Origin of the sequence: Pseudomonas sp. TH49, assembly GCF_016650625.1 — a bacterium.
Lineage (GTDB): Bacteria > Pseudomonadota > Gammaproteobacteria > Pseudomonadales > Pseudomonadaceae > Aquipseudomonas > Aquipseudomonas fluorescens_H.
The window spans coordinates 316,619-342,545 of sequence record NZ_JAEKFL010000001.1; the positions used below are offsets into that span (position 1 = coordinate 316,619).

The 25,927-nt window shown below is 61.2% G+C and carries 23 protein-coding genes; 15 read left to right on the top strand and 8 right to left on the bottom strand.

Annotated features, from left to right (window positions below; genetic code table 11):
- Window positions 1–161 precede the first annotated feature (161 nt).
- Complete coding sequence (locus JFU48_RS01620) at window positions 162–809, top strand: hypothetical protein (protein ID WP_201135693.1); 648 nt, start codon at window positions 162–164, stop codon at window positions 807–809.
- A 15-nt stretch (window positions 810–824) separates the two neighbouring features.
- Here the strand turns inward: JFU48_RS01620 and JFU48_RS01625 are convergent, their stop codons facing one another.
- Entirely contained in the window at window positions 825–2,456 is a 1,632-nt protein-coding gene (locus JFU48_RS01625) for a Na+/H+ antiporter (RefSeq protein WP_201135694.1), read from the bottom strand.
- Window positions 2,457–2,749: 293 nt separating this feature from the next.
- Here JFU48_RS01625 and JFU48_RS01630 point away from each other — a divergent pair, with 293 nt between their 5' ends.
- From JFU48_RS01630 to JFU48_RS01645, 4 genes are all read left to right on the top strand, one after another.
- Window positions 2,750–3,112 (top strand): ArsC family reductase, encoded by a 363-nt coding sequence (locus JFU48_RS01630; RefSeq protein WP_003222107.1) that lies wholly within the window; start codon window positions 2,750–2,752, stop codon window positions 3,110–3,112.
- A 33-nt stretch (window positions 3,113–3,145) separates the two neighbouring features.
- Window positions 3,146–4,180 (top strand): 2,3,4,5-tetrahydropyridine-2,6-dicarboxylate N-succinyltransferase, encoded by a 1,035-nt coding sequence (dapD, locus tag JFU48_RS01635; RefSeq protein WP_003222105.1) that lies wholly within the window; start codon window positions 3,146–3,148, stop codon window positions 4,178–4,180.
- A 149-nt stretch (window positions 4,181–4,329) separates the two neighbouring features.
- A complete protein-coding gene (locus JFU48_RS01640; protein ID WP_201135695.1) occupies window positions 4,330–5,535 on the top strand; it encodes an aminotransferase class V-fold PLP-dependent enzyme in 1,206 nt (401 codons plus the stop codon).
- The gene (locus JFU48_RS01645) at window positions 5,532–5,936 is read left to right on the top strand and encodes a SufE family protein (RefSeq protein ID WP_103486506.1); all 405 of its coding nucleotides are present in this window, start codon (window positions 5,532–5,534) and stop codon (window positions 5,934–5,936) included. The genes JFU48_RS01640 and JFU48_RS01645 overlap by 4 nt, the downstream gene beginning before the upstream one ends.
- Before the next feature lie 99 nt (window positions 5,937–6,035).
- Here JFU48_RS01645 and tcdA read toward each other — a convergent pair whose 3' ends face one another.
- On the bottom strand, window positions 6,036–6,854 hold the full coding sequence (tcdA, locus tag JFU48_RS01650; protein WP_102355646.1) for a tRNA cyclic N6-threonylcarbamoyladenosine(37) synthase TcdA: 819 nt from the start codon (window positions 6,852–6,854) through the stop codon (window positions 6,036–6,038).
- A 382-nt stretch (window positions 6,855–7,236) separates the two neighbouring features.
- Between tcdA and JFU48_RS01655 the strand changes: the two genes are divergently transcribed.
- The 4 genes from JFU48_RS01655 to JFU48_RS01670 all read left to right on the top strand — a co-directional run bounded on the left by JFU48_RS01655 (window position 7,237) and on the right by JFU48_RS01670 (window position 12,458).
- Window positions 7,237–9,828: a glycosyltransferase gene (locus JFU48_RS01655; protein WP_003222095.1), complete on the top strand. Its 2,592-nt coding sequence runs from the start codon at window positions 7,237–7,239 to the stop codon at window positions 9,826–9,828.
- A 216-nt stretch (window positions 9,829–10,044) separates the two neighbouring features.
- The gene (dapE, locus tag JFU48_RS01660) at window positions 10,045–11,196 is read left to right on the top strand and encodes a succinyl-diaminopimelate desuccinylase (protein WP_003222093.1); all 1,152 of its coding nucleotides are present in this window, start codon (window positions 10,045–10,047) and stop codon (window positions 11,194–11,196) included.
- Window positions 11,196–12,005 (top strand): putative RNA methyltransferase, encoded by an 810-nt coding sequence (locus JFU48_RS01665; RefSeq protein ID WP_201135696.1) that lies wholly within the window; start codon window positions 11,196–11,198, stop codon window positions 12,003–12,005. The genes dapE and JFU48_RS01665 overlap by 1 nt, the downstream gene beginning before the upstream one ends.
- Before the next feature lie 75 nt (window positions 12,006–12,080).
- Window positions 12,081–12,458: a hypothetical protein gene (locus JFU48_RS01670; RefSeq protein WP_103486309.1), complete on the top strand. Its 378-nt coding sequence runs from the start codon at window positions 12,081–12,083 to the stop codon at window positions 12,456–12,458.
- A gap of 140 nt (window positions 12,459–12,598) precedes the next feature.
- Here JFU48_RS01670 and JFU48_RS01675 read toward each other — a convergent pair whose 3' ends face one another.
- A complete protein-coding gene (locus JFU48_RS01675; RefSeq protein ID WP_102355641.1) occupies window positions 12,599–12,808 on the bottom strand; it encodes a cold-shock protein in 210 nt (69 codons plus the stop codon).
- Between the two features lie 237 nt (window positions 12,809–13,045).
- Here JFU48_RS01675 and plsB point away from each other — a divergent pair, with 237 nt between their 5' ends.
- The 4 genes from plsB (at window position 13,046) to JFU48_RS01695 (ending at window position 17,489) form a co-directional block, all read left to right on the top strand.
- On the top strand, window positions 13,046–15,544 hold the full coding sequence (plsB, locus tag JFU48_RS01680; RefSeq protein ID WP_003222085.1) for a glycerol-3-phosphate 1-O-acyltransferase PlsB: 2,499 nt from the start codon (window positions 13,046–13,048) through the stop codon (window positions 15,542–15,544).
- Window positions 15,545–15,641: 97 nt separating this feature from the next.
- Entirely contained in the window at window positions 15,642–16,328 is a 687-nt protein-coding gene (locus JFU48_RS01685; RefSeq protein ID WP_201135697.1) for a hypothetical protein, read from the top strand.
- A gap of 51 nt (window positions 16,329–16,379) precedes the next feature.
- Window positions 16,380–16,778: a YbaY family lipoprotein gene (locus JFU48_RS01690; RefSeq protein WP_003222082.1), complete on the top strand. Its 399-nt coding sequence runs from the start codon at window positions 16,380–16,382 to the stop codon at window positions 16,776–16,778.
- 21 nt (window positions 16,779–16,799) lie between these two features.
- Window positions 16,800–17,489, top strand: a complete 690-nt coding sequence (locus tag JFU48_RS01695) for a DUF4197 domain-containing protein (protein ID WP_086792179.1) — start codon at window positions 16,800–16,802, stop codon at window positions 17,487–17,489.
- Window positions 17,490–18,146: 657 nt separating this feature from the next.
- Here the strand turns inward: JFU48_RS01695 and JFU48_RS01700 are convergent.
- The 3 genes from JFU48_RS01700 to JFU48_RS01710 form a co-directional block, all read right to left on the bottom strand.
- The gene (locus JFU48_RS01700; RefSeq protein WP_201135698.1) at window positions 18,147–18,440 is read right to left on the bottom strand and encodes a hypothetical protein; all 294 of its coding nucleotides are present in this window, start codon (window positions 18,438–18,440) and stop codon (window positions 18,147–18,149) included.
- 282 nt (window positions 18,441–18,722) lie between these two features.
- The gene (locus JFU48_RS01705) at window positions 18,723–21,791 is read right to left on the bottom strand and encodes an efflux RND transporter permease subunit (protein ID WP_201135699.1); all 3,069 of its coding nucleotides are present in this window, start codon (window positions 21,789–21,791) and stop codon (window positions 18,723–18,725) included.
- A 6-nt stretch (window positions 21,792–21,797) separates the two neighbouring features.
- Window positions 21,798–22,898 (bottom strand): efflux RND transporter periplasmic adaptor subunit, encoded by a 1,101-nt coding sequence (locus tag JFU48_RS01710; protein WP_201135700.1) that lies wholly within the window; start codon window positions 22,896–22,898, stop codon window positions 21,798–21,800.
- Window positions 22,899–22,992: 94 nt separating this feature from the next.
- Between JFU48_RS01710 and JFU48_RS01715 the strand changes: the two genes are divergently transcribed.
- A complete protein-coding gene (locus JFU48_RS01715) occupies window positions 22,993–23,628 on the top strand; it encodes a TetR/AcrR family transcriptional regulator (protein ID WP_045122312.1) in 636 nt (211 codons plus the stop codon).
- 105 nt (window positions 23,629–23,733) lie between these two features.
- Here JFU48_RS01715 and JFU48_RS01720 read toward each other — a convergent pair whose 3' ends face one another.
- A complete protein-coding gene (locus tag JFU48_RS01720) occupies window positions 23,734–24,516 on the bottom strand; it encodes a class I SAM-dependent methyltransferase (protein ID WP_207198938.1) in 783 nt (260 codons plus the stop codon).
- Between the two features lie 93 nt (window positions 24,517–24,609).
- Between JFU48_RS01720 and JFU48_RS01725 the strand changes: the two genes are divergently transcribed.
- Window positions 24,610–25,230, top strand: a complete 621-nt coding sequence (locus JFU48_RS01725) for an energy transducer TonB (protein ID WP_103485399.1) — start codon at window positions 24,610–24,612, stop codon at window positions 25,228–25,230.
- A 4-nt stretch (window positions 25,231–25,234) separates the two neighbouring features.
- Here JFU48_RS01725 and JFU48_RS01730 read toward each other — a convergent pair whose 3' ends face one another.
- A complete protein-coding gene (locus JFU48_RS01730) occupies window positions 25,235–25,927 on the bottom strand; it encodes an extensin-like domain-containing protein (RefSeq protein WP_201135701.1) in 693 nt (230 codons plus the stop codon).

Genomic DNA, 25,927 nt, shown 5'->3' on the forward strand with positions numbered 1-25,927 from the left:
CAAAGCGACTTGCCGGGAACACCAAGCAACCCGACAAGTTAAACCTGAAGAATGAAAACATGGATGTTCAGTTATGCACTCAACATGGCCTTACCCACGCAGAAAATCTGAAAACACACAAATATCCCGGCCTCTGAAACACGCTCGGGAGTTTCAGAAACATGTGGGCTAAAAAAAATCCGGCGAAATTCTGGACACCCGGCTGCACACTTCGCATCGCCTTCCTCAATGGCACGCAAGAATTCAAGGACGCGACCATCGCCGCCGCCAGCAACTGGTTGCCGCACATTAATTTGAAGTTTGATTTCGTCGAAGGTGAAGCGGGCGATATCCGCATACTCAGCCAGGAAGGAACGTTTTCTTCATTTATTGGTACCGATGCCCGGTTATTCCCCGATGAGCCGACCATGAGACTCTGGCCCCACCCAGCCGACAGCGCACGCTACTTCGCAGCCAATGTAATGCACGAGTTCGGCCACATGCTTGGCGCAGAGCATGAGCAAACCAACCCCACGGCAAACATCCCCTGGGACATGCCAGCCATTTATGAGGAACATGAATTAACTGCCAACCCGGAAGAAGACGACTACCGGGCCAGCGTGACGCGCAAACGCCTGCACGACTGGTACTTTGATCGCGGCAATCCCGACGAAAGCATCTATTCGGCGTACGATCGAACGTCGATCATGCACTATCGCATCAAGCAGTCCTGGACCCTCGGTGACTTTCAGCTCTTCATTAATCTGGATCTCAGCGAACAGGACAAAATCTTCATGTCGAACGCTTATCCTTACCCGGTGTGTGAGTGAACTTACCCCCTCAGGCTATTTGACCTGCCCCAGATTCGCCTCGCTCAAATCAAGTTCGCCCAATACTTCTCTGAGCACGTCATCACCAATCTGGTGATGACGGCTCAGGCTATACAACTCCAGGCGCTGCGCGCGCAGTGCCTTCAAGCGCAAACGGCGTTCCAGCAGATCCATCTGGAACGCCAGCGCCTGGGCTTCAGCCGAATCGTTGAACACCTCAAGCTGATGCCGATATTCGGACATGATCCGCGCCTTGAGTTCAGCCGAAAGCGCCGCCTGCGCGGCATCCTGCGGCGCAACTTCTTCGGTTTCCAGCGCATGGATTGCTGCTTCGGCGGTCTTGCGCCAGGCATCGCGCACTTCTTGACGACGCTTGTCGTCCGGACTTTTTTCGATACCGCGCAACAGCAACGGCAAGGCGATGCACGCCACAATCAGCGACAACAGGATCACCCCGGCGGCAATAAAGATCAGCAGATCACGCTCGGGAAACGCCTCAGCCCCCATCAGCATCGGCACCGACATCACACCGGCCAGCGTCACCGCGCCGCGCACACCGCCAACGGTCAGCAACCAGCAGGAGCGCGCCGTGGGTACTTGCGTCAGGTCACCCTTGCCGCGCAACCGCCGCAGCAGCACCGACAAACGCCAGATGCTCTGCACCCAGATAAAGCGCAGCAGCACCAGCGCGAGGAAAATCGCCACCACGTCGAGGCCGCGATACAGCAGGGTCGGCCACAACGTCGGTTCGTGGCTGACCACGGCTTTGATGATGTCCGGCAATTGCAGGCCCAGCAGCAGGAAGATCAAACCGTTGAAGGCGAACTCCAGCAATGACCAGACGCTACGGTTGAGCAGACGGGTGCTGGTCTGCCGTGGCAACAGATCGAGCCAGCTCTGCATCATCCCCGCCGCGACGGCCGAAAGAATCCCCGATGCACCCAGTCGCTCGGCCAGTACATAAGCGGCGAACGGCAACAGCAACATGAACACCACATGGGTGGCCGGATCGTCCCAGCCACGGGCAATCATCCATGCGCGCAAACGCCCGACCAGCCAGCTCAGCGCAACACCGACCGCCAGCCCGCCGACCGCCACCAGCACGAAGGTCAGGCTGGCATTGGCCAGCGAGAACACCCCGGTCACTGCCGCGACGAGGGCAAACTTGAACGTCACCAGACCCGAGGCGTCATTCATCAGCGCCTCGCCCTGCAACATGTGCATCAGCGGCGTCGGCAAACGGTTCTGCGAGATCGCCGAGACGGCCACGGCGTCGGTCGGCGACAGCACGGCGGCCAGCGCGAAGGCTACCGGCAGCGGAATGCTCGGCAACAGCCAGTGAATGAAGTACCCGGCGCCGACCACGGTGAACAGCACCAGGCCCACCGCCAGCGTCAGGATCGGCCCACGCAAATGCCAGAATTCGCGTTTGGGCATGCGCCAGCCGTCGGAAAACAGCAGCGGCGGCAGGAACAGAAACAGGAACAGTTCCGGATCCAGCGCCACGTGCAGGCCCAGCGTCGGCCAGGCCAGCAAGGCACCGGCGGCGATTTGCACGAGGGGTAGCGGCAGCGGAATGACCCGTCCAACCAGACGCGAAACGCTGACCAGCATCAGCAGGATAAGGACGGTGTAAGCGGTTTGCATAAAGCGGAAATCTCAGGCAATCGACAGCGTTGAACTGCCATATTAGCCGCTTAGGATGCGTCTGACCGTTGCACCTATGTCGCAGCCCTGTCGCAAATCCACTTGTAGGAGCGGGCTTGCTCGCGAATGCTGTGGGTCATTGAGCAATGATTTCGACTGACACGGCCCTTTCGCGAGCAAGCCCGCTCCCACAGGGTAATCTGCAAGCAGATAAACCTCGGCGCCGCGAAACCGTTTGGTCATGGCATAATCCGACACCATTTTTTTCCAGCACCTGTAAAGGGGGCGATTCCTTGACCGTTTCAAGTAAAACGTTGCACCTTTTCGGCATCAAAGCCTGCGACACCATGAAGAAGGCGCGCACCTGGCTCGATGAACACGCTGTCAGCTACGACTTCCACGATTACAAAACCGCCGGTATCGACCGTGAGCACCTGACCCAATGGTGTGACGAGCACGGCTGGCAAACGGTGTTGAACCGTGCAGGCACGACCTTTCGCAAACTCGACGACGAACGTAAAGCCGATCTCGACCAGTCGAAAGCCATCGAACTGATGCTCGCTCAACCCTCGATGATCAAGCGCCCGGTGCTCGATCTCGGTGACCGAACCCTGATTGGCTTCAAGCCAGACATCTACGCGGCCGCACTCAAGTAAAGCAGCCCGTCACTTATTGCTAGAGGTATTCACATGTCCAACTCTCTGTTCAGCATCGCCTTTGGTGTCGGCACTCAGAACCGTCAAGGCGCGTGGCTGGAAGTGTTCTACGCTCAGCCACTGCTCAACCCTTCGGCCGAACTGGTCGCCGCCGTGGCGCCGATCCTCGGTTACACCGAAGGCAACCAGGCCATCACTTTCACCACTGCACAGGCTGCGCAACTGGCTGAAGCGGTCAAAGGCATCGACGCCGTTCAAGGCAAGCTGCTGACTCGTCTGGCCGAGAGCCACAAGCCGCTGGTCGCCACTCTGCTGGCCGAAGACGCACAACTGACCTCGACGCCTGAGGCCTACCTCAAGCTGCACCTGCTGTCGCATCGTCTGGTCAAGCCGCACGGCGTAAGCCTGGCCGGGATCTTCCCGCTGCTGCCGAACGTGGCATGGACCAGCCAGGGCGCAATCGACCTGAGCGAACTGGCCGAAATGCAACTCGAAGCGCGTCTGCGCGGCGAGCTGCTGGAAGTGTTCTCGGTGGACAAGTTCCCGAAAATGACCGACTACGTGGTGCCGGCCGGCGTGCGCATCGCTGACGCGGCACGTCTGCGTCTGGGCGCTTACGTGGGCGAAGGCACCACCGTGATGCACGAAGGCTTCATCAACTTCAACGCCGGCACCGAAGGCCCGGGCATGATCGAAGGCCGCGTGTCCGCTGGCGTATTCGTCGGCAAGGGTTCGGACCTGGGCGGCGGCTGCTCGACCATGGGCACCCTGTCGGGCGGCGGCAACATCGTGATCAAGGTTGGCGAAGGCTGCCTGATCGGCGCCAACGCCGGTATCGGTATTCCGTTGGGCGACCGCAACACCGTCGAGTCGGGCCTGTACGTGACCGCCGGCACCAAGGTGGCGCTGCTGGACGAGCACAACAACCTGGTCAAGGTGGTGAAGGCGCGTGAACTGGCCGGTCAGACCGACCTGCTGTTCCGTCGCAACTCGGAAACCGGTGCCGTGGAGTGCAAAACCCACAAATCGGCGATCGAGCTGAACGAAGCGCTGCACGCTCACAACTAAGCAGCCACCCAATCCCCCTGTGGGAGCGGGCTTGCTCGCGAAGGCGGTGCGTCAGTCACCATTGATGTCGACTGACACGCCGCTTTCGCGAGCAAGCCCGCTCCCACAAGGTTCGGTGTACACCCGCCCAAGTTCACAGGGCTGAACAGATGATGATTCCCTCCCCCTGGCGCGCCGATTTTCCGGCCATCGCCGCCCTGCAACGGCAAGACCAGACCTATCTGGACAACGCCGCCACCACGCAAAAACCCCAGGCTCTGCTCGACGCGCTAACGCACTACTACGCCAACGGCGCAGCCAATGTGCATCGTGCGCAGCATCTGCCCGGCGCCCACGCGACGCAGGCGTTCGAAGACAGTCGGCTGAAAGTTGCCCAGTGGCTGAATGCCGGTGACAGCGGGCAGATCATCTTCACCCACGGCGCCACCAGCGCGCTGAATCTCCTGGCCTATGGCCTTGAGCATCTTTTCCAACCGGGCGATGAAATTGTCATCAGCGCCCTGGAGCATCACGCCAACCTGCTGCCGTGGCAGCAACTGGCACAACGGCGCGACCTGAAACTGGTGATCCTGCCGCTGGACGCCGACGGCGTGATCGACCTCGGCGCCGCTGTGCGTCTGATCACCCCGCGCACTCGCTTGCTGGCGGTCAGTCAACTGTCCAACGTGCTCGGCGCCTGGCAACCGCTGCCGGCGCTGCTGGCGATGGCCAAGGCGCAGAACGCGCTGACCGTGGTCGATGGCGCCCAAGGTGTGGTGCATGGTCGCCACGACGTGCAGGCACTGGGTTGCGACTTCTACGTGTTTTCCAGCCACAAACTGTACGGCCCCGATGGTCTCGGTGTGTTGTTCGGGCGCAACAAGGCGCTTGAGCAACTGCAGCCGTGGCAGTTCGGCGGCGAAATGGTGCTGGAAGCCAATTATCACGATTCACGCTTCCGCCCTGCCCCGTTGGGTTTCGAGGCCGGTACGCCGCCGATTGCCAGCGTGATCGGCCTCGGCGCCACTCTCGATTATCTGGCAGGGCTGGATCAGGACGCGGTGTCGGCCCACGAAGCGGCGCTGCACGCCTATCTGCTGCAAGGCCTGGCCGCGCGCAACGGCATTCGTCTGCTCGGCAAGCCGCAACTGGCGCTGGCGAGTTTTGTCGTCGAGGGTGTGCACAACGCCGATCTGGCGCATCTGCTGACTGAGCAAGGCATCGCCGTGCGCGCCGGGCATCACTGCGCCATGCCGTTGCTGAAAAGCTTTGAGCTGGCCGGTGCTATTCGTGTGTCGCTGGCGCTGTACAACGACTCCGAGGATCTGGAGCGTTTCTTCGAAGCGCTGGATCAGGCCCTGGAGTTGCTGCGATGAGCCTGCCGCTCGCCGCTGCCGAAGCGCTGCAGACCTTTCAGAATGCTGCCGGTTGGGAACAGCGCGCACGGTTGCTGATGCAGTTTGGCGATCGTCTGCCGCCGCTGGATGACGCGGACAAATGCGAGGCCAACCGCGTGCATGGCTGTGAAAGTCAGATGTGGCTGGTGGGGGAATTGCAGGACGGCCACTGGCAATTCAGCGCTGCCAGCGATGCGCGGATGATTCGCGGGTTGGTGGCGTTGCTGCTGTTGCGGGTCAACGGTTTGAGCGCTGCCGAGTTGCAGCAGGTGGATTTGCCCGACTGGTTCAATCAACTGGGGCTGTCGCGGCAATTGTCGCCGTCGCGCAGTAATGGCTTGAATGCCGTGCTCAAGCGCATGAATGAGTTGGCAGGCTGATCGCCTTCGCGAGCAAGCCCGCTCCCACAGGGGATTTGTGAACGCCACAGATCCAATGTGGGAGCGTGCTTGCTCGCGAAGAGGCCATCACTGACAACCTCAGACCTGAGGTTTGATGCGATCCGCCGGCCGCCGCACACCCGCCACAATCTTGTCCACAGCCTTGGTCGCCGCGACCATGCCGAACGTCGCCGTGACCATCATCACCGCGCCAAACCCGCCGGCGCAGTCGAGCTTCACGCCATCGCCGACAAAACTCTTCTGCAAGCAGATGCTGCCGTCCGGTTTCGGATAGCGCAGCTGTTCAGTGGAGAACACGCACGGCACGCTGTAATGGCGGGTCACGGTGCGCGAGAAGCCGTAGTCGCGGCGCAGGGTCGAGCGCACTTTCGAAGCCAGCGGGTCGTTGAAGGTCCGGTTGAGGTCGCAGACCTGAATCAGCGTCGGATCGATCTGCCCACCCGCACCGCCCGTGGTGATGATCTGAATCTTGCGGCGTTTGCACCAGGCGATCAGTGCAGCCTTGGCGTTGACCGCGTCGATGCAGTCGATCACGCAGTCGATGTTCGGCGTGATGTACTCGGCCATGGTGTCGCGGGTCACGAAGTCCGCCACCGCATGCACCGTACAATCCGGATTGATCCCGCGCAGGCGCTCGGCCATCACTTCGACCTTGGGTTTGCCGACGGTGCTGTCCAGCGCATGCAACTGGCGGTTGGCGTTGCTGACGCAGACGTCGTCGAGGTCGAACAGCGAAATCTCGCCCACGCCACAGCGGGCCATGGCTTCCGCCGCCCAGGAACCGACGCCACCGACGCCGACAATCGCCACATGGGCCGCACGCAGGCGCTCGAGGCCCTCGATGCCATACAAACGGGCGATGCCTGCAAACCGCGGATCTTCTGTACTCATGACCATTACCCCAAAAACCGGCGCGCATTATAGGGCCGTCGGCGGCCAAGAGCATCTTTGACGCTATGAACGGTGAACGCCGCCGTTTTGCGCAAGCCTTGTGGCGAGGGAGCTTGCTCCCGCTGGACTGCGAAGCAGGCCGCTTTTTGAAGGGCCGCTTCGCGACCCGGCGGGAGCAAGCTCCCTCGCCACGGGAATTGCTATAACTGAATAACAAAGTTTTCTCTTACAAGCTGTTACTAAAGAACTTAAATCAGGTTGGACTGCCCAATGTCGGGCATTTTCCTGCCCGGTGTACGAGCAGTGAACTGCCGGTGTAGGATTCGCGCCCTTTTGGCGTAAGCCGATCCGTTCCTTCGTTCCACAGCCTTTGGAACCCGAAATAGCTATGTCATCGCGTAAATTTGGTCTCAACCTGGTGGTGGTTCTGGCAATCGCCGCCCTGTTCACCGGTTTCTGGGCGCTGATCAACCGCCCGGTCTCCGCGCCCAACTGGCCGGAACAGATCTCCGGTTTTTCCTATTCGCCATTCCAGCAGGGCCAGTTCCCGCAGAAGGATCAGTATCCGACTGACGACGAAATGCGCCGCGACCTGGAGATCATGAGCAAGCTGACGGACAACATCCGCATCTACTCGGTCGACGGTTCGCTGCAGGACATCCCGAAACTGGCGGAAGAATTCGGTCTGCGCGTGACCCTCGGAATCTGGATCAGCCCCGATCAGGAACGCAACGAGCGGGAAATCCAGCGCGCCATCGAACTGGCCAACACCTCGCGCAGCGTGGTTCGTGTGGTGGTCGGTAACGAGGCGATTTTCCGCAAGGAAATCACAGCCGAGCAGCTGAGCGTGCTGCTGGATCGGGTGCGCGCGGCGGTGAAAGTCCCGGTGACCACCTCCGAGCAGTGGCACGTCTGGGAAGAACACCCGGAACTGGCCAAGCACGTCGACCTGATCGCTGCGCACGTTCTGCCGTACTGGGAATTCATCCCGGTCGACAAGGCCGGGCAGTTCGTCTTCGACCGTGCCCGTGACCTGAAAAAGCTGTTCCCGAAAAAACCGCTGCTGCTGTCCGAAGTCGGCTGGCCGAGCAACGGTCGCATGCGCGGTGGCGCCGATGCGTCGCCGGCAGATCAGGCGATCTACCTGCGCACGCTGGTCAACAAGCTCAACCGCCAAGGCTTCAACTACTTCGTGATCGAAGCGTTCGACCAACCGTGGAAGGCCAGTGACGAAGGTTCGGTGGGCGCCTACTGGGGCGTGTTCAACGCCGCGCGCCAGCAGAAATTCAACTTCGAAGGCCCGGTGGTCGCCATCCCGCAATGGCGCGTGCTGGCCATCGGTTCGGTGGTGCTGGCGCTGCTGTCGCTGACCCTGCTGATGATCGACGGCTCGGCCCTGCGCCAGCGTGGCCGGACCTTCCTGACCTTTATCGCGTTCCTCTGCGGTTCGGTGCTGGTGTGGATCGGTTACGACTACAGCCAGCAATACAGCACGTGGTTCAGCCTGACGGTGGGTTTCCTGCTGGCGCTGGGTGCGCTCGGGGTGTTTATCGTGTTGCTGACCGAGGCGCATGAACTGGCCGAAGCGGTCTGGACTCACAAGCGCCGGCGTGAATTCCTGCCGGTGGTGGGCGACTCGGATTACAGACCGAAAGTCTCGATCCACGTACCGTGCTACAACGAGCCGCCGGAGATGGTCAAACAGACCCTCGACGCCCTGGCCGCCCTCGATTACCCGGACTATGAAGTCCTGATCATCGACAACAACACCAAAGACCCAGCCGTGTGGGAGCCGGTGCGCGACTACTGCGCCACCCTCGGCCCGCGTTTCAAGTTCTTCCACGTCTCGCCCCTGGCCGGTTTCAAGGGCGGCGCGCTGAACTACCTGATTCCGCATACCGCCAAGGACGCCGAAGTGATCGCGGTGATCGACTCCGACTACTGCGTGCATCCGAACTGGCTCAAGCACATGGTGCCGCACTTCGCCGATCCGAAAATCGCCGTGGTGCAGTCGCCGCAGGACTATCGCGACCAGAACGAAAGCACCTTCAAGAAGCTCTGCTACGCCGAATACAAAGGTTTCTTCCACATCGGCATGGTCACCCGCAACGACCGCGACGCGATCATCCAGCACGGCACCATGACCATGACCCGCCGTTCGGTTCTGGAAGAGCTGGGCTGGGCCGACTGGTGCATCTGTGAAGACGCCGAGCTGGGTCTGCGCGTGTTCGAGAAAGGCCTGTCGGCGGCGTATTACCACGACAGTTACGGCAAGGGTCTGATGCCGGACACCTTCATCGACTTCAAGAAGCAGCGTTTCCGTTGGGCCTACGGCGCGATCCAGATCATCAAGCGCCACACCCGCAGCCTCTTGCGCGGCAAGGACACCGAGCTGACCCGTGGCCAGCGCTACCACTTCCTCGCGGGCTGGTTGCCGTGGGTCGCGGACGGCATGAACATCTTTTTCACCGTCGGCGCCCTGCTGTGGTCGGCGGCGATGATCATCGTGCCGCAACGGGTCGATCCGCCGCTGCTGATCTTCGCAATCCCGCCACTGGCGCTGTTCGTGTTCAAGGTCGGCAAGATCATCTTCCTCTACCGTCGCGCCGTGGGCGTGAACCTCAAGGATGCGTTCTGCGCGGCACTGGCTGGCCTGGCGTTGTCGCACACCATCGCCAAAGCGGTGCTGTACGGCTTCTTCACCAGCAGCATTCCGTTCTTCCGCACGCCGAAAAACGCCGACAACCATGGCTTCTGGGTGGCGATTTCCGAAGCACGCGAAGAGCTGTTCATCATGCTGCTGTTGTGGGGCGCGGCGCTGGGGATCTACCTGGTGCAGGGCATTCCGAGCAACGACATGCGCTTCTGGGTGGCGATGCTGCTGGTGCAGTCGCTGCCATACCTGGCCGCGCTGATCATGGCGTTCCTCTCGTCGCTGCCAAAACCTGCGACAGCGCCCGAACCGGCGCCTGTCGTCTAATTCCTCGACGAAGTACTAAACGGCGGCCAATGGTCGCCGTTTTGCTTTAAGATAACCGCCATTTTGCAGGGCACTCCTCTAATCCCTGTGGGAGCGAGCCTGCTCGCGAAGGCTTTGTAACATTCACCGATTATGTTGACTGACACACCGCATTCGCGAGCAGGCTCGCTCCCACATTGTTAGTCCGCGCCCACATTCATGACTCCGGAGTTTTCCATGACGGCCCACGCCGACCTTTCGCCGACCCTCCAACTCGCCATCGACCTGATCCGCCGTCCGTCCGTGACGCCGGTCGACGCCGATTGCCAGAAGCAGATGATGCAGCGCCTGGGCGATGCCGGTTTCACCCTGGAGCCGATGCGCATCGAGGACGTGGACAACTTCTGGGCCACCCACGGCAACGACGACGGTCCGGTGCTGTGCTTCGCCGGCCACACCGACGTGGTGCCGACCGGTCCGGTGACTGCCTGGCAGATCGAACCGTTCAACGCCGTGATCGACGAACACGGCATGCTCTGCGGTCGCGGCGCGGCCGACATGAAAGGCAGCCTGGCGTCGATGACCGTCGCCGCCGAGCGCTTTGTCGCCGACTACCCGAACCACAAGGGCAAGGTCGCGTTCCTGATCACCAGCGACGAAGAAGGCCCGGCGCACCACGGCACCAAAGCGGTGGTGGAACGTCTGGTGGCGCGCAAGGAACGTCTGGACTGGTGCATCGTCGGCGAACCGTCGAGTACCACGCTGGTCGGTGACGTGGTGAAAAACGGTCGTCGCGGATCGCTCGGCGCCAAGCTCACCGTGCGCGGCGTGCAGGGCCACGTGGCCTACCCGCACCTGGCGAAGAACCCGATCCACCTCGCCGCCCCGGCGCTGGCCGAACTGGCCGCCGAGCACTGGGATCATGGCAACGATTTCTTCCCGCCAACCAGTTTCCAGATTTCCAACCTCAACTCCGGCACCGGCGCGACCAACGTGATCCCGGGTGATCTGGTGGCGGTGTTCAACTTCCGTTTCTCCACCGAATCCACCGTCGAAGGCCTGCAGAAACGCGTGGCCGACATCCTCGACAAACACGATCTGGACTGGCACATCGACTGGGCGCTGTCCGGTCTGCCGTTCCTCACCGAGCCGGGCGCGCTGCTCGACGCGGTGTCGTCGAGCATCAAGGACATCACCGGCCGCGAGACCAAGGCGTCGACCAGCGGCGGTACCTCCGATGGCCGTTTCATCGCGACCATGGGCACGCAAGTGGTTGAGCTGGGCCCGGTCAACGCGACCATTCACCAGGTCAACGAGCGTGTGCTGGCGGCCGATCTCGACGTGCTGACCGAGATCTACTACCAGACCCTGATCAAGTTGCTCGCCTGATGCTCGCGTGCCCGATCTGCAGTGAACCGCTGAACAGCGTCGACAACGGCGTGGTCTGCCCCGCCGGCCACCGCTTCGACCGTGCGCGTCAGGGCTACCTGAACCTGTTGCCGGTGCAGCACAAGAACAGTCGCGACCCTGGCGACAATCAGGCGATGGTCGAGGCGCGCCGCGACTTCCTGAACGCCGGGCATTACGCGCCGGTGGCCAAGCGTCTGGCCGAACTGGCGGCAGGTTATGCGCCGGCACGCTGGGTCGACATCGGTTGCGGCGAGGGTTACTACACCGCACAGATCGCCGAGGCCCTGCCGGAAGCCGATGGCTACGCGCTGGACATCTCGCGCGAGGCGGTGAAGCGCGCCTGCAAACGCAACCCGGCGCTTACCTGGTTGATCGCCAGCATGGCGCGCGTGCCATTGGCGTCGGGCAGTTGCCAGTTTCTCGCCAGCGTTTTCAGTCCGCTGGACTGGGCAGAAGCCAAGCGCCTGCTCAGCGTCGGCGGCGGCCTGATGAAGGTCGGCCCGACCAGCGGCCACCTGATGGAACTGCGCGAACGCCTGTACGACGAAGTGCGCGAATACACCGACGACAAGCATCTGGCCCTGGTGCCGGAAGGCATGGCGCTGGCGCACAGCGAAACCCTGGAATTCAAACTGACGCTCGACAAGCCCGAGGATCGCGCCAACCTGTTGGCGATGACACCCCACGGCTGGCGCGCCAGTGCCGAACGCCGCGCCGCAGTGATCGAACAGGCCGAGCCGTTCGTGACCACCGTGTCGATGCGCTACGATTATTTCGTTCTTCAATAACTTTTGGTCTCGGGCAACTGCCCGGGGCCGGCTAAATCCGCGAATGGATTTTTCAGACCCGCAGTGAGGACATCCATGCGCCAACCGGATATCGAGATTTACCTGAAAGACGCCGACGTCGACCACAAGGCGATTTCCGCCTGGCTCGGCGCAGCCCTGGGCCCGTGCAGCGACTGGGTACAGAAAGGCCAGACCTACAAATGCAAGGCCGGCAATGTGCCGGTGACCTGGCTGCCGAAAGCCGTGGGCAAATGGAACAGCCTGTACCTGGAAAGCGATGCGACCCCATGGGACGACGACATCGCCTGCGCCCGCGCCGCCTTTGCCGCGCTGAACGTCGAAGTGCGTTGCGCACCGGGCACGTGGGTCGAGGAAGAAGGCGAAGAGACAGCGGATCGCTGGATTCGCATCAGCGAAGATGGTGAAGAAGAGATCACCTGGAAAACCGCGTAATCCCGGGCAACACAGATCTTATGTGGGAGCGGGCTTGCTCGCGAATGCGGTGTATCAGCTACAGATGTGCTGAATGACACGACGCATTCGCGAGCAAGCCCGCTCCCACATTTGGTTTTGGGGTGTTTTGGAGCGTTGTATTACAGACCTACCACATCCTCAGCCTGCAACCCCTTCTCCCCCGTCACCAGCGCATACTCAACCTGCTGACCTTCAGTCAGCGAGCGATGCCCTTCACCGCGAATCGCGCGGTAGTGCACGAACACGTCCACGCCGTCGTCGCGCTGAATGAAGCCGTAGCCCTTGGCGTCGTTGAACCACTTCACATTGCCGGTTTCACGTGTTGCCATCTGTTCATACTCCTTTTTTATTATTGAACAGGCTTTTCGCAGGAAAGCCTTTGCGGAACGTCAGACTGCGCCCGACGTCCATAAAGGGCCCCGGCGACAGATTGCCGAGTATATGACAGGCACGAAAACTCTCAACAGGAGTTTACTTCGCCGCTTTTTTGCCGATTTTCGGCGAATACGGCAAACTGTCGACCGCCCGAGCAGTTGCTCGGTTTTATTCACTCACGCAGAAGCCGTATGACCCGTTCCCCGTTCCGCCGTCTTGTGTTTGGCACCTTGCGCCGACTGTTGTATCTCTGGGTTCGCTCGGAGACGATCAACCAGTCGTCGTTCACCCTCAACCTCGACCGCAGTCGTCCGGTGTTCTACGTCCTGCAAAATCCCTCGCTCACCGATCTGGCAGTAGTCGACACCGAGTGCACCAAGGCCGGCCTGCCGCGTCCGGTGCTGCCGGTGTCGGTCGGGCCGTTGATCGAACCGGCGGCGTTTTTCTACCTGACGCCGGACCCGGACTGGCTCGGCCGTCAAGACAAGCGCGGCGCACCGCCGACCCTGACCCGCCTGGTCAGCGCCCTGACCCAGAACGCCGCCGAAGACGCGCAGATCATTCCGGTCAGCGTGTTCTGGGGCCAGTCGCCGGACAGCGAAAACAGCCCGTGGAAGCTGCTGTTCGCCGACAGCTGGGCGGTCACCGGGCGTTTGCGCCGGCTGCTGAGCATCATCGTCCTCGGGCGCAAGACTCGCGTGCAGTTCTCAGCGCCAATCCACCTGCGCGAACTGATCGACCACAACAAGGGCCACGAGCGCACCGTGCGCATGGCCCAGCGCATCCTGCGCGTGCATTTCCGCAACCTCAAAGCCGCGGTGATCGGCCCGGACATTTCCCACCGGCGCAATCTGGTCAAGGGCCTGCTCAACCAGCCACTGGTCAAGCAAGCGATCGTTGAAGAGGCCGAGCGCGAGAACATCTCTCTGGAAAAAGCCAAGGCCCAGGCGTTGCGCTACGGCAACGAAATCGCCTCGGACTACACCTACACCGCGATCCGCTTCCTCGAAGTGGTGCTGAGCTGGTTCTGGAACAAGATCTACGACGGGATCAAGGTCAACCACATCGAAGGCGTGCAGAAGGTCGCTCAGGGTCACGAAGTGATCTACGTGCCGTGCCACCGCAGCCACATCGACTACCTGCTGCTTTCGTACCTGCTGTTCCGCAACGGTCTGACCCCGCCGCACATCGCCGCCGGGATCAACCTCAACATGCCGGTGATCGGCAGCCTGCTGCGCCGTGGTGGCGCGTTCTTCATGCGCCGGACGTTCAAGGGCAATCCGCTGTACACCTCGGTGTTCAACGAATACCTGCACACCCTGTTCACCAAAGGCTTCCCGGTCGAATACTTCGTCGAGGGCGGCCGCTCGCGCACCGGGCGCATGCTGCAACCGAAAACCGGGATGCTCGCGATCACGATGCGCAGCTTCCTGCGCTCGTCGCGCATGCCGATTGTCTTCGTGCCGGTGTACATCGGTTACGAGCGCGTGCTTGAAGGTCGTACTTACCTTGGCGAACTGCGTGGCGCGAGCAAGAAGAAAGAGTCGATCTTCGACATCTTCAAAGTCATCGGCGCGCTCAAGCAGCGCTTCGGTCAGGTCGCGGTGAACTTCGGCGAGCCGATCAAACTCGCGGAGTTCCTCGACAGCGAACAGCCGGATTGGCGCCAACAGGAACTCGGCCCTCAGTACAAACCGGCGTGGCTCAACGAAGCCACCAATCGCCTCGGCGAGAAAGTCGCACAGCACCTGAACGAAGCGGCGGCGATCAACCCGGTCAATCTGGTGGCGCTGGCGCTGCTCTCGACCACTCGCCTGGCGCTGGACGATCGGGCGATGGCGCGGGTGCTGGATCTGTATCTGGCGCTGCTGCGCAAAGTCCCGTACTCGCCACACACGACCCTGCCGGAAGGCGATGGCCGTGCGCTGATCGAACACGTGAAGGACATGGATCTGCTGTCCGAGCAGAACGATGCGCTGGGCAAGATTCTCTATCTGGACGAGCAGAACGCCGTCCTGATGACCTACTACCGCAACAACGTGCTGCACATCTTCGCCCTGCCGGCGCTGCTGGCGAGCTTCTTCCAGAGCACCTCGCGCATGAGCCGCGAACAGATCCTGCGCTACACCCGCGCGCTGTATCCGTACCTGCAGGCGGAGCTGTTCATTCGCTGGAGCCTGGACGAACTCGATGCCGTGGTCGATCAATGGCTGGAAGCCTTCGTCGAGCAAGGCCTGCTGCGCTTCGAGAAGGACGTGTATATGCGTCCGGCGCCAAGTTCGCGGCACTTTGTGCTGCTGACCCTGCTGTCGAAAAGCATCGCCCAGACCCTGCAGCGCTTCTACATGACCGTGTCCTTGCTGCTCAACAGCGGCCAGCACAGCATCAGCGCCGAAGAGCTGGAAGACCTCTGCACCGTGATGGCCCAGCGCCTGTCGATCCTCCACGGCTTGAACGCCCCGGAGTTCTTCGACAAGAGCCTGTTCCGTCACTTCATCCAGACCCTGCTCGACCTCGACGTACTGCGGCGCGACGAAGCCGGCAAGCTGAGCTATCACGAACTGCTCGGCGAACTGGCCGAAGGCGCGGCCAAACGCGTATTGCCGGCGGAGATTCGTTTGTCGATTCGTCAGGTAGCCCTGCATCGCAGTGAAGATGCCGCCGAAACAGCGGATGCACCGCAAGTCTGAAACTTGCCGACAACTAACGGGGACGCACTGCAATGGCCCCGTTAGTTGATTCATGAATTAATAGGCGCCATCAACCAATCACGATACGGATATCGAGATGAGCCTGTTAAATCGGCAACCCCCCAGCGTCACTTTGAACTTCAGTCTGCCAGCGGACTTTGTTGCCCCACAGGGCGGCATCAGCGAAACGCGGGTCAGCGTCAAACGCCTCAACTCTGCAGCGCCCGTCACGATCAAGGACTGGCGCCATGCTTCGCTCTATGACGCCGGATGGAAGTTTGACTTTCCCCACCCTTACAGCGATGTGGGCGTGAAGTATCAGGTCAATGTCCAGATGATCCACAACCGCCAACCGTTGCTGATCGAGCTGGACTACTTCGTCACCGTCAACAAGGCGCCGCATCGTCAGACCTTGCACTTGAGCCCGATCGGGCAACTTTATGTCGAAGTACAGGAACCCACGACGGTCCCGGCTGAAGAAGCCGTGACCATCAGATTGCATCAACTCGAGCAGCCGCAAGTTGAACTGGTACGCGTCAACCATGACGAACAGACCGCCACTTCGTTTTATCTGAAATACGATCCCGAGAGTGTCATCCCTGGCAAACGTTATGTGCTGAGCGCCGTTGAAAACCGCTACCACCAAGCGGTTCCGGTTTCGCCGGGATCGATCGAACTGTCCCCTGTAGCACGCGAACAACAGGCGTGGTCATTTCAGGCCCTGATGCATTGGCTGGAAAAACCCTTACGTTTGTTCACTGACGCTGACGCCAAAATCCGCTAGATTTCCTTCGGCGCCGGGATTCTTCCGGCGCAAACGTCTCAGAGGTCCCCAATGAAAAAACTCACCCTCCTCGCCGCAGCCACCCTGTTGAGCGCCTGCCAGTCGACCACCCCCGCCGGCAAGGTCGGCCTCGATGGCGAAGTGTTCTACCTGCAACGCATCGCCCTGCCACCGAGTGCGACCCTGAGCGTGAGCCTGCAGGACGTATCGCTGGCCGACGCCCCGGCGGTGGTCCTCGACGAACAGAAAGGCCCGGTCAAAGGCCAGGTGCCACTGCCGTTCCACTTGAGTTACGATCCGGCCCAGGTCAAACCCGGCCACCGCTACTCGGTCAGCGCGCGCATCGAAGTCAACGGCGAGCTGATGTTCATCACCACCGAGAACCACGCCGTGCAACTGGACGGCAACGATCCGCAGCCGCTGAAAATCCGCGTCGACGCCATTCGCTAATTGTCTTTCAAGGAAGCTGCCATGCTCCGTCCTACCCTTCGCTTCGCCGGCCTGTGCGCGGGCTTGATGATCTCTGCCAGCGCCCTGGCACTGTCGCTCAGCGACCTCTCGCAACAAGACGCCACCGGCGGCCTCAAGGACGCCCTGACCCAAGGCGCGCAAATCGCCGTCAAACAACTCGGCACCCCGGGCGGCTTCAGCAACAACCCGGAAGTGAAAATCGAACTGCCGGGCAAACTCGGCAAAGTCGCCGGCAAGATGAAAGCCTTCGGCATGGGCGCCCAGGTCGACGAACTCGAAACCGCGATGAACAAAGCCGCGGAAAGCGCCGTGACCCAGGCCCAACCGATCCTCGTCGACGCCGTGAAGAAAATGACCGTGGCCGACGCCAAGGGCATCCTCAGCGGCGGCACCGACTCGGCCACCCAATACCTGGACAAAACCAGCCGCGAACAAATCCGCGCCAAGTTCCTGCCCATCGTCAAACAAGCCACCGACAAAGTCGGCGTAGCACAAAAGTACAACGCCTTCGCCGGCCAGGCCGCGACCCTGGGCGTGGTGGACGCAAAAAGCGCCAACGTCGAAAACTACGTCACCGAACAAGCGCTGAACGGCCTGTTCGAAATGATCGGCAAACAGGAAGAAACCATCCGCAAGAATCCCGCCGCTGCAGCGACGGGTCTGGCGAAGAAAGTGTTCGGCACCTTGTAATTTTTGCCGCTGCACGAAAAAACCCGCTGAACCTGTGAAGGTCAGCGGGCTTTTTATTGTGGGTCAGCCTTGCGGATCGACTTGATCGGGGACGCGGTTAACCGAGAGCTCAGCGAGCGATTTTTAAATAGACCAAAGAGGTTGGGTGGCTGGGCGGGCCTCTTCGCGAGCAAGCCCGCTCCCACAGTTGGATTGGGTGCAGGCAGTTGGAGATTGGTCGGCTCATAGGCCGCCATCGCTGGCAAGCCAGCTCCCACATTTGGATTGGGTGCAGGTAGTAGGAGATTGGTCGGCTCATAGGCCGCCATCGCTGGCAGGCCAGCTCCCACATTTTGGATTGGGTGCAGGTAGTTGGAGATTGGTCGGCTCATAGGCCGCTATCGCTGGCAAGCCAGCTCCCACATTTGGATTGGGTGCAGGTAGTTGGAGATTGGTCGGCTCATAGGCCGCTATTGCGAGCAGGCTCACTCCTACAGTGGGATTGGGTGAATCAGTTGGCGATTGGTCGGCTCGTAGGCCGCCATCGCTGGCAAGCCAGCTCCCACAGTGGGATTGGGTGCAGGCAGTTGGAGATTGGTCGGCTCATAGGCCGACATCGCCGGCAAGCCAGCTCCCACATTTTGGATTGGGTGCAGGTAGTTGGAGATTGGTCGGCTGTCAGGCCGCCATCGCGAGCAGGCTCACTCCTACAGTGGGATTGGGTGCAGGCAGTTGGAGATTGGTCGGCTCGTAGGCCGCCATCGCGAGCAGGCTCACTCCTACAGTGGGATTGGGTGCAGGCAGTTGGAGATTGGTCGGCTCGTAGGCCGCCATCGCGAGCAGGCTCACTCCTACAGAAAAGCAAAAGTCGACCACATGCTTTTCACCACTCAACAGGATGAGCGCAAGCTCGGCTGCAGCTCTTGATCTTGCCGTGCCGGCCCCATCGGCAGGCTGAGTGGAGGGGTTCATCCGGGGGTGGGAGCGCAGCGACCGTTTGGCGAAGCCAAATGCATCGAGAGGAGGTGCAGCGAAGCAAACCGGAGGCGATGCCCCCGGATGAACCCCGCAACGAAGGAACCCGAGCCCAAGCGAGGGCCGTACGCCGGGGCCAAGACCTTTGCTTCCTTTGGGGCGTTTGCCAAAGGGAATCGCTGTAAAAGCGAAACCGCCAGCGGCAGCACCCGAAGCAATGGATATTCACAAAGAACCCCCAGAACCTGGTCGGCCCAAAGGCCGCCACGTCCAAAACCATCAAGCGTCGCGACGAACCCTGAACCAAGCCGCATACAAAGCAGGCAAAAACAAAAGCGTCAAAGCCGTAGCCACAATCAACCCCCCCATAATCGCCACCGCCATCGGCCCGAAAAACACACTCCGCGACAAAGGAATCATCGCCAGCACCGCCGCCAAAGCCGTCAAAACGATCGGCCGAAACCGCCGCACCGTCGCCTCGATAATCGCCTGCCAAGGATTAAGACCAGAGGCAATATCCTGCTCGATCTGATCCACCAGAATCACCGAGTTACGCATGATCATCCCCGACAGCGCGATCGTCCCCAGCATCGCCACAAACCCGAACGGCTGGCGGAACACCATCAGAAACAACACCACCCCGATCAACCCCAGCGGCGCCGTCAGAAACACCATCGCCGTGCGCGAAAAACTGCGCAGTTGCACCATCAGCAACGTCAGCACCACCACAATGAACATCGGCACCCCGGCATTCACCGACTTCTGCCCACGCTCCGAGTCCTCCACCGTACCGCCAACATCCAGCAGATACCCGTCAGGCAATTCGGCGCGAATCGGATCCAGCGTCGGCTGAATCTGCTGCACCAGCGTCGCCGGCTGCTCCTTGCCGTAAATGTCCGCGCGCACCGTCACCGTTGGCAACCGATTGCGATGCCAGATGACGCCTTCCTCAAACCCATATTCCAGCGTGGCAATCTGCGACAACGCCACACTGCGCCCGTTATCCGTCGGCACCGCCAGGCTCGGCAGCAACGACAACTCGGTGCGCTCATGCACGGTGCCGCGCAGCAGAATCTCGATCAGTTCGTTGTCCTCGCGGTACTGGCTGACACTCGAACCCGTCAGCGAACTCTGGAGGAATTTCGCCAGATTGGCCGTGCTCACACCGAGCGCCCGTGCACGGTCCTGATCGATGTTCAGGTACACCACCTTGCTCGGTTCTTCCCAATCCAGGTGCACGTTGACCACGTGCGGGTTCTCGCGCACCTTGGCCGCCACTTTGCGCGCCAAGGCGCGGACCTCTTCGATGTGTTCACCGGTGACGCGGAACTGCACCGGATAGCCAACCGGCGGGCCGTTTTCCAGACGCGTGACCCGCGAACGCAAGGCCGGGAATTGCTCGTTCAACGTGTCGATCAACCAGGTGCGCAGGGTCTCGCGCTCCTCGATGTTTTTCGCCAACACCACAAACTGGGCGAAGCTCGCCGCCGGCAGTTGTTGATCCAGCGGCAGGTAGAAACGCGGCGAACCGGTACCGACATACGCCACATAGTTGTCGATGCCGGCGTGATCCTTGAGCATCGCCTCCAACCGTTTGACCTCCGCCGTGGTGTTGGCCAGCGACGCCCCTTCAGCCAGTTTCAGATCGACCATCAATTCGAGCCGGTTGGAGGCCGGGAAGAACTGCTGCGGCACGAAACGGAACAGCATCACCGACGCAATAAACAGCCCCACCGTCAGCACAATCACGGTTTTACGGTGCGCGACGCACCACTCCACCAGACGCCGGACCCGTTGATAGAACGGCGTGCCATACGGGTCGGCATGCCCATCGGTCGTGCCGTGTTTGGCCGCATGAATCTTCGCCAGATCCGGCAAGAGTTTTTCCCCCAGATACGGCACGAACATCACCGCCGCCACCCATGACGCGAGCAACGCGATGGTCACCACCTGGAAGATCGAACGGGTGTATTCGCCGGTGCCGGACTGCGCGGTGGCAATCGGCAGGAAGCCTGCGGCGGTGATCAGCGTGCCGGTGAGCATCGGGAACGCGGTACTGGTCCAGGCGTAGCTCGCAGCCTTGATCCGGTCGAAGCCCTGCTCCATTTTGATCGCCATCATTTCCACAGCGATGATCGCATCGTCCACCAGCAAGCCCAACGCCAGCACCAGCGCGCCGAGAGAGATTTTGTGCAGGCCGATGCCGAGGTAATACATGCAGGCGAACGTCATCGCCAGCACCAGCGGAATGGTCAGCGCGACCACCATGCCGGTGCGCACACCGAGGGAGAAGAAGCTCACCAGCAACACGATCGCCAGCGCCTCGACCAACACCTGGACGAATTCGCCGACACCGGTTTTCACCGCTGCCGGTTGGTCGGACACCTTGCGCAGCTGCATTCCGGCCGGGAGGTTCTTTTGCAGGCGCGAGAATTCGCCCTCCAGCGCTTTACCCAGTACCAGAATGTCGCCGCCGTCCTTCATCGCCACCGCAAGACCGATGGCGTCCTCGCCCATGAAACGCATGCGTGGCGCCGGTGGATCGTTGAAACCACGACGCACATCGGCCACATCGGAGATGCGGAACGTCCGATCACCGACCCGGATCGGGAAGTTCTTGATCTCGTCGACCGTCTGAAAATTCCCCGAGACCCGTAGCTGCACACGCTCGCTGCCGGTCTCGAAGAAGCCGGCGGTGGACACCGCGTTCTGTTCTTCCAGCGCCTGCTGTACCGCCGCCAGTGGCAAGCCAAGGGTGGCGAGTTTGACGTTGGACAGCTCGACCCAGATCTTCTCGTCCTGCAAACCGAGCAGATCGACCTTGCCGACATCCTTGACCCGTTGCAGTTGGATCTGGATGCGGTCGGCGTAATCCTTGAGCACCGCGTAGTCAAAACCGTCGCCGGTCAGCGCGTAGATATTGCCGAAGGTGGTGCCGAATTCATCGTTGAAAAAAGGCCCTTGAATCCCTGGCGGCAAGGTCTGGCGAATGTCGCTGACCTTCTTGCGCACCTGATACCAGAGGTCGGGAATGTCCACCGAATGCATGGAGTCGCGGGCAATAAAGGTGACCTGGGATTCACCCGGGCGGGAGAACGACACGATGCGTTCGTACTCGCCGGTTTCCATCAGTTTCTTTTCGATGCGTTCAGTGACCTGACGCGAGACTTCCTGCGCGGTCGCCCCCGGCCAACGGGTCTGGATGACCATGGCCTTGAAGGTGAACGGCGGGTCTTCGCTCTGGCCAAGTTTGGTGTAGGACAAGGCGCCGACGATGGCCAGCAAAAGCATCAGGAACAGTACGATCTGGCGATTACGCAACGCCCATTCGGAAAGGTTGAAGCGCATCGGGACTTACTCCTTGTCCGCCAGATTGACCACACGGTTGGAGCGATCCACAGGCCGCACCTGCTGACCTTCGAGCAATACGTGAACGCCGGCGGCAACTACCCAGTCGTTGGCGTTGAGGCCTTCGAGCACCGGCACGCTTTTCTCGCCGAACGGGCCGATGCGCACCGGGGTCTTTTTCAGGGTGTTGTTGGCGCTGACGACCCAGACGTAGGTCGCGCCGTTTTCCGCGGTGAGCGCCGAGAGCGGCACCGACAGTGGCACGGCATCCGCCGATTGCACAAACACCCGGGCGCTCTGCCCGAGTTCCGCTGGGACCTTGCCACTGGTGAACGAGATGCGTGCAGCGAAGGTACGGGATTTCGGATCGGCTGCCGGCGACAGTTCACGAATCTGCCCGGCGAATCGCTGGTTCTGCTGCGTCCACAGTTCAACGGACACTGGCTGGCCGACCTTGAACCGTCCGAAGCTCTGCTCCGGCAGGCTGATCGACACTTCGCGCTCGCCATCGGTGGCGAGGGTGAACACGGTTTGCCCGGCGGCGACCACTTGCCCGACTTCCACCGAACGCTTGGCCACCACGCCGTCCTGCGGCGCGCGCAGCACAGCGTAACTGGCCTGGTTGGTCGAGACGTTGAATTCGGCTTTGATCTGCTTGAGACGGGCTTCGCCGGAGCGGTAGAGGTTTTCCGCATTGTCGTAGGCGGAACGGCTGACCATCTGCCGCTCCATCAGGGTCTTGTAGCGGTCACGCTCGGCGCGCACCAGATTCAGATTGGCTTCAGCGGCGGCGACCTGTGCGCGGGTGGCTTCGAGTTGCAGGCGCACATCCTGCGGATCGAGTTCAGCCAGTGGCTGATCGGCTTTGACCCGCTGACCTTCTTCGACCAGTCGTCGGCTGACTTTGCCGCCAATGCGGAACGCCAGATCGGGTTCGTAGCGCGCGCGCACTTCGCCCGGATAACTTTCCATCGCCTGCGCCGAAGGCTCTGGCTGCACCACCATGGCCGGTCGAACGCTGACTTGCGTCGCCTCTTCCTGACCGCACGCGGACAATAAAAAAGCCAGGCTGACTGGCACGGCAAAGCACAACGCATGGCGGAACATGGTGACGGACCTTTCGCTAATGGTGCTTGGAATATTTATACTGGCCGGTATGGTATTAATAGCAAACTCACCAGTCCAGTATTAAAAGCGAAGAATGTCGAACAATCTTTCAGCTCCAAACGGCCCGGGCCGTCCGAAGGACCCGGCCAAGCGCCGGGCGATCCTCGATGCGGCGAAAACCCTGTTTCTGAGTCACGGCTACGCCAACACCAGCATGGACGCGGTCGCCGCCGAGGCTGGCGTGTCGAAACTGACGGTTTACAGCCATTTCAACGACAAGGAGACGCTGTTCTCCTCCGCCGTAATGGCCAAATGCGAGGAGCAGCTACCGCCGCTGTTCTTCGAATTGCCCGCCGGAATCCCCGTGGAAAAAGTGTTGCTGAACATTGCCCGGGGCTTTCATCAGCTGATCAACAGCGACGAGTCGGTGAATCTGCACCGTTTGATGATGGCGCTGGGTACGCAAGATCCGAAGCTGTCGCAGATTTTCTTCGAAGCCGGTCCCGAGCGCATGGTGCAAGGGATGGAGCGGCTGCTGAAACGCATCGACGAAACCGGCGCGCTGCGCATCGATCAGCCGCGTAACGCGGCCGAGCATTTCTTCTGCCTGATCAAGGGCGCGGGGAATTTTCGCTTGCTGTATTGCTGCGGTGAGCCGCTGAGCGAAGAAGCTTCAGAGAGTCACGTGCAGGAAGTGGTGGGGTTGTTCATGCGGGCGTATCGGCCCTGATTCTACGGTGTTTTTGCGGACGCCTTCGCGAGCAAGCTCGCTCCCACATTGGATTGCATTTCAAATGTGGGAGCGAGCTTGCTCGCGAATGGACGCAACTCGGTCTTAAGGTTTTAACGCTTTCTTCGGGTAAATGTCATACCGACTGGATTTGCCATCCAGCGCATGGCTCGGTTTCGGCCCCTCGATGCACTGCGCCTTGCGCGGACGCTTGACCACCACCCGATGCGTCGCCAGTGCCAATGCCGCTTCGAGCAGCGCCGGTGCATCCGGATCATCCCCGACCAGTGGCCGGAACAGGCGCATTTCCTTCTTCACCAGCGCGGTTTTCTCGCGGTGCGGGAACATCGGGTCGAGGTAGATCACCTGCGGCGGCTCGCCCTCCCAGTTGCGCATGACTTCGATGGAGTTGCCCTTGAGCAGCTTCATCCGCGCGACAATCGGCGCCACATCGAAATCTTCCGCCGCCCGCGCCAGACCATCCTCCAGCAGCGCGCCGATCAAGGGCTGACGCTCGATCAGGCTCATCTCGCAACCCAGACTGGCCAGCACGAAAGCGTCCTTGCCCAGCCCCGCCGTAGCGTCCAGCACCCGTGGGCGCACGCCCTGGGCGATGCCGACCGCCTTGGCGATCATCTGCCCGCTGCCGCCGCCGTACAGACGCCGATGCGCCGCGCCCCCCTCGACGAAGTCCACCCGCACCGGCCCCGGGGCATCCGGGCCGAGCTGTTGCAGCTGCAAACCCTGCTCGCCGACCTGCAAGGCAAACTCGCCGTCGTCCACCTGCAGCGGCAGGCCCAGACGCTCGGCCCACTGCTCGGCCTGCGCTTCAAACGTCGGGGCAAGGGCCTGGACATGGATGCGGCAGGCCGCGGGTTGCTCAATCATGAAAACACGCTCAAAAAAGTTAAGGATCGGCAAAAAGTGGCCGATAAACCAATCAACGCGCATTTTGCCAGAGCTGAGCGTCAACCGAAAAAAATGTCAGGCATTCTTCCCACATCGATTGGCTACATTTCGCCCAAGGGCGACTTCAGCCGTCATAACACTCAAGCATTGGGCGGCGTCAGTCACCTGTGGCAGGATTTCTTTGCCCAGGCTCTGGCCGAACAGACGAGTGATGTGGTGCCGGCCTGTGGCACCTTTCCACCGGTTGACCTGAACAGCCCGGAAGAACCGACCCTGGGCAGCGAGCTGCACGCGCACATCGTCGAGCAGCGTCAGTGCGACGTGGTCGACACCGAAGTGCGTCCGCCAGAGCCGCTGTTCCTGCCGATCGCCGAGTTCGAAACCGACCTGCTGGACAAGCCGTTCCCACCGTTCCCGCCAGAAGAACTCAAGGCTCAGCAAGAGCAGCAGGATTTTGACAGCAGTTGGGTCCGGCCGATCGTGATCAACAACGGTCAGCCTGTGCCAGAGCCTGGCCCGGCGCCGCAGAAAAAGCCGCTGTACCTGCCGATTGCCGAATTCGATCTCGATCTGCTGCAAAAACCTTATCCGCCGTTCCCGCCGGAAGAAATTGCCGAGCAACAGAAGGCACTGGACTTCGATAACGGCTGGGCGCGCCCGATCGTGTTGCAGAACCTGCGCCTCGCCGCCTGACACCTCAGCGACACACGCTCCAGCGCCCGACATCGACATGGAAATGATTGCGATGGGCGGCGTTGTAATCCGGACTCAACACCACATTGAACGCCTCACAGGCGCCATCGCGCACCTGACGCAGAAACTGCGCATCCTGATTCTGTTTCGGCCAGTCCTTGAGCACGCTGATGCTGCGCCCGTCCGCCAGACGAAAACCGGCAATGTCCAGCGCATCGGCACTGGCATGCCGGCTGAGCGCTCCGCTCTCGCGGTTATAGACATTGCGACAGGCAAAGCTGCCGAGGTGATCAAGCCGCGCCACCCTCTGCCCGTAAACAGATTGCGCGGCGGGTTGCAGGGTATGCCGCTCAAACATCGCGTAAGCCACCGCCAGCGGGCAACTGGCGAGGAAGCTGCTGCTCAGCGCCACCTCGCCGCCCTGCACGCGCACGGCGTCAATCAAAGGACACTTGGCGTCGGGGCTGTCGGCTTGCGCTGTGACGCGCAGACCCGAGCGGCTCAGGACTTGTGCGCATAACTCGGGATTGCCGCGCAGGCGCATCAGCTTGAAACCGGTCAGCCAGTTCGGCGCGGCCGTCACGTCCAGCGGCGCCCACGGATTCCACTCGACCGGTACGTTGAGCCAGCCACGCCAGACGCTGACCACGGCGCCAGCAATCATCAACAGTACCGACAGCGCGATCCAGCGGCCCAT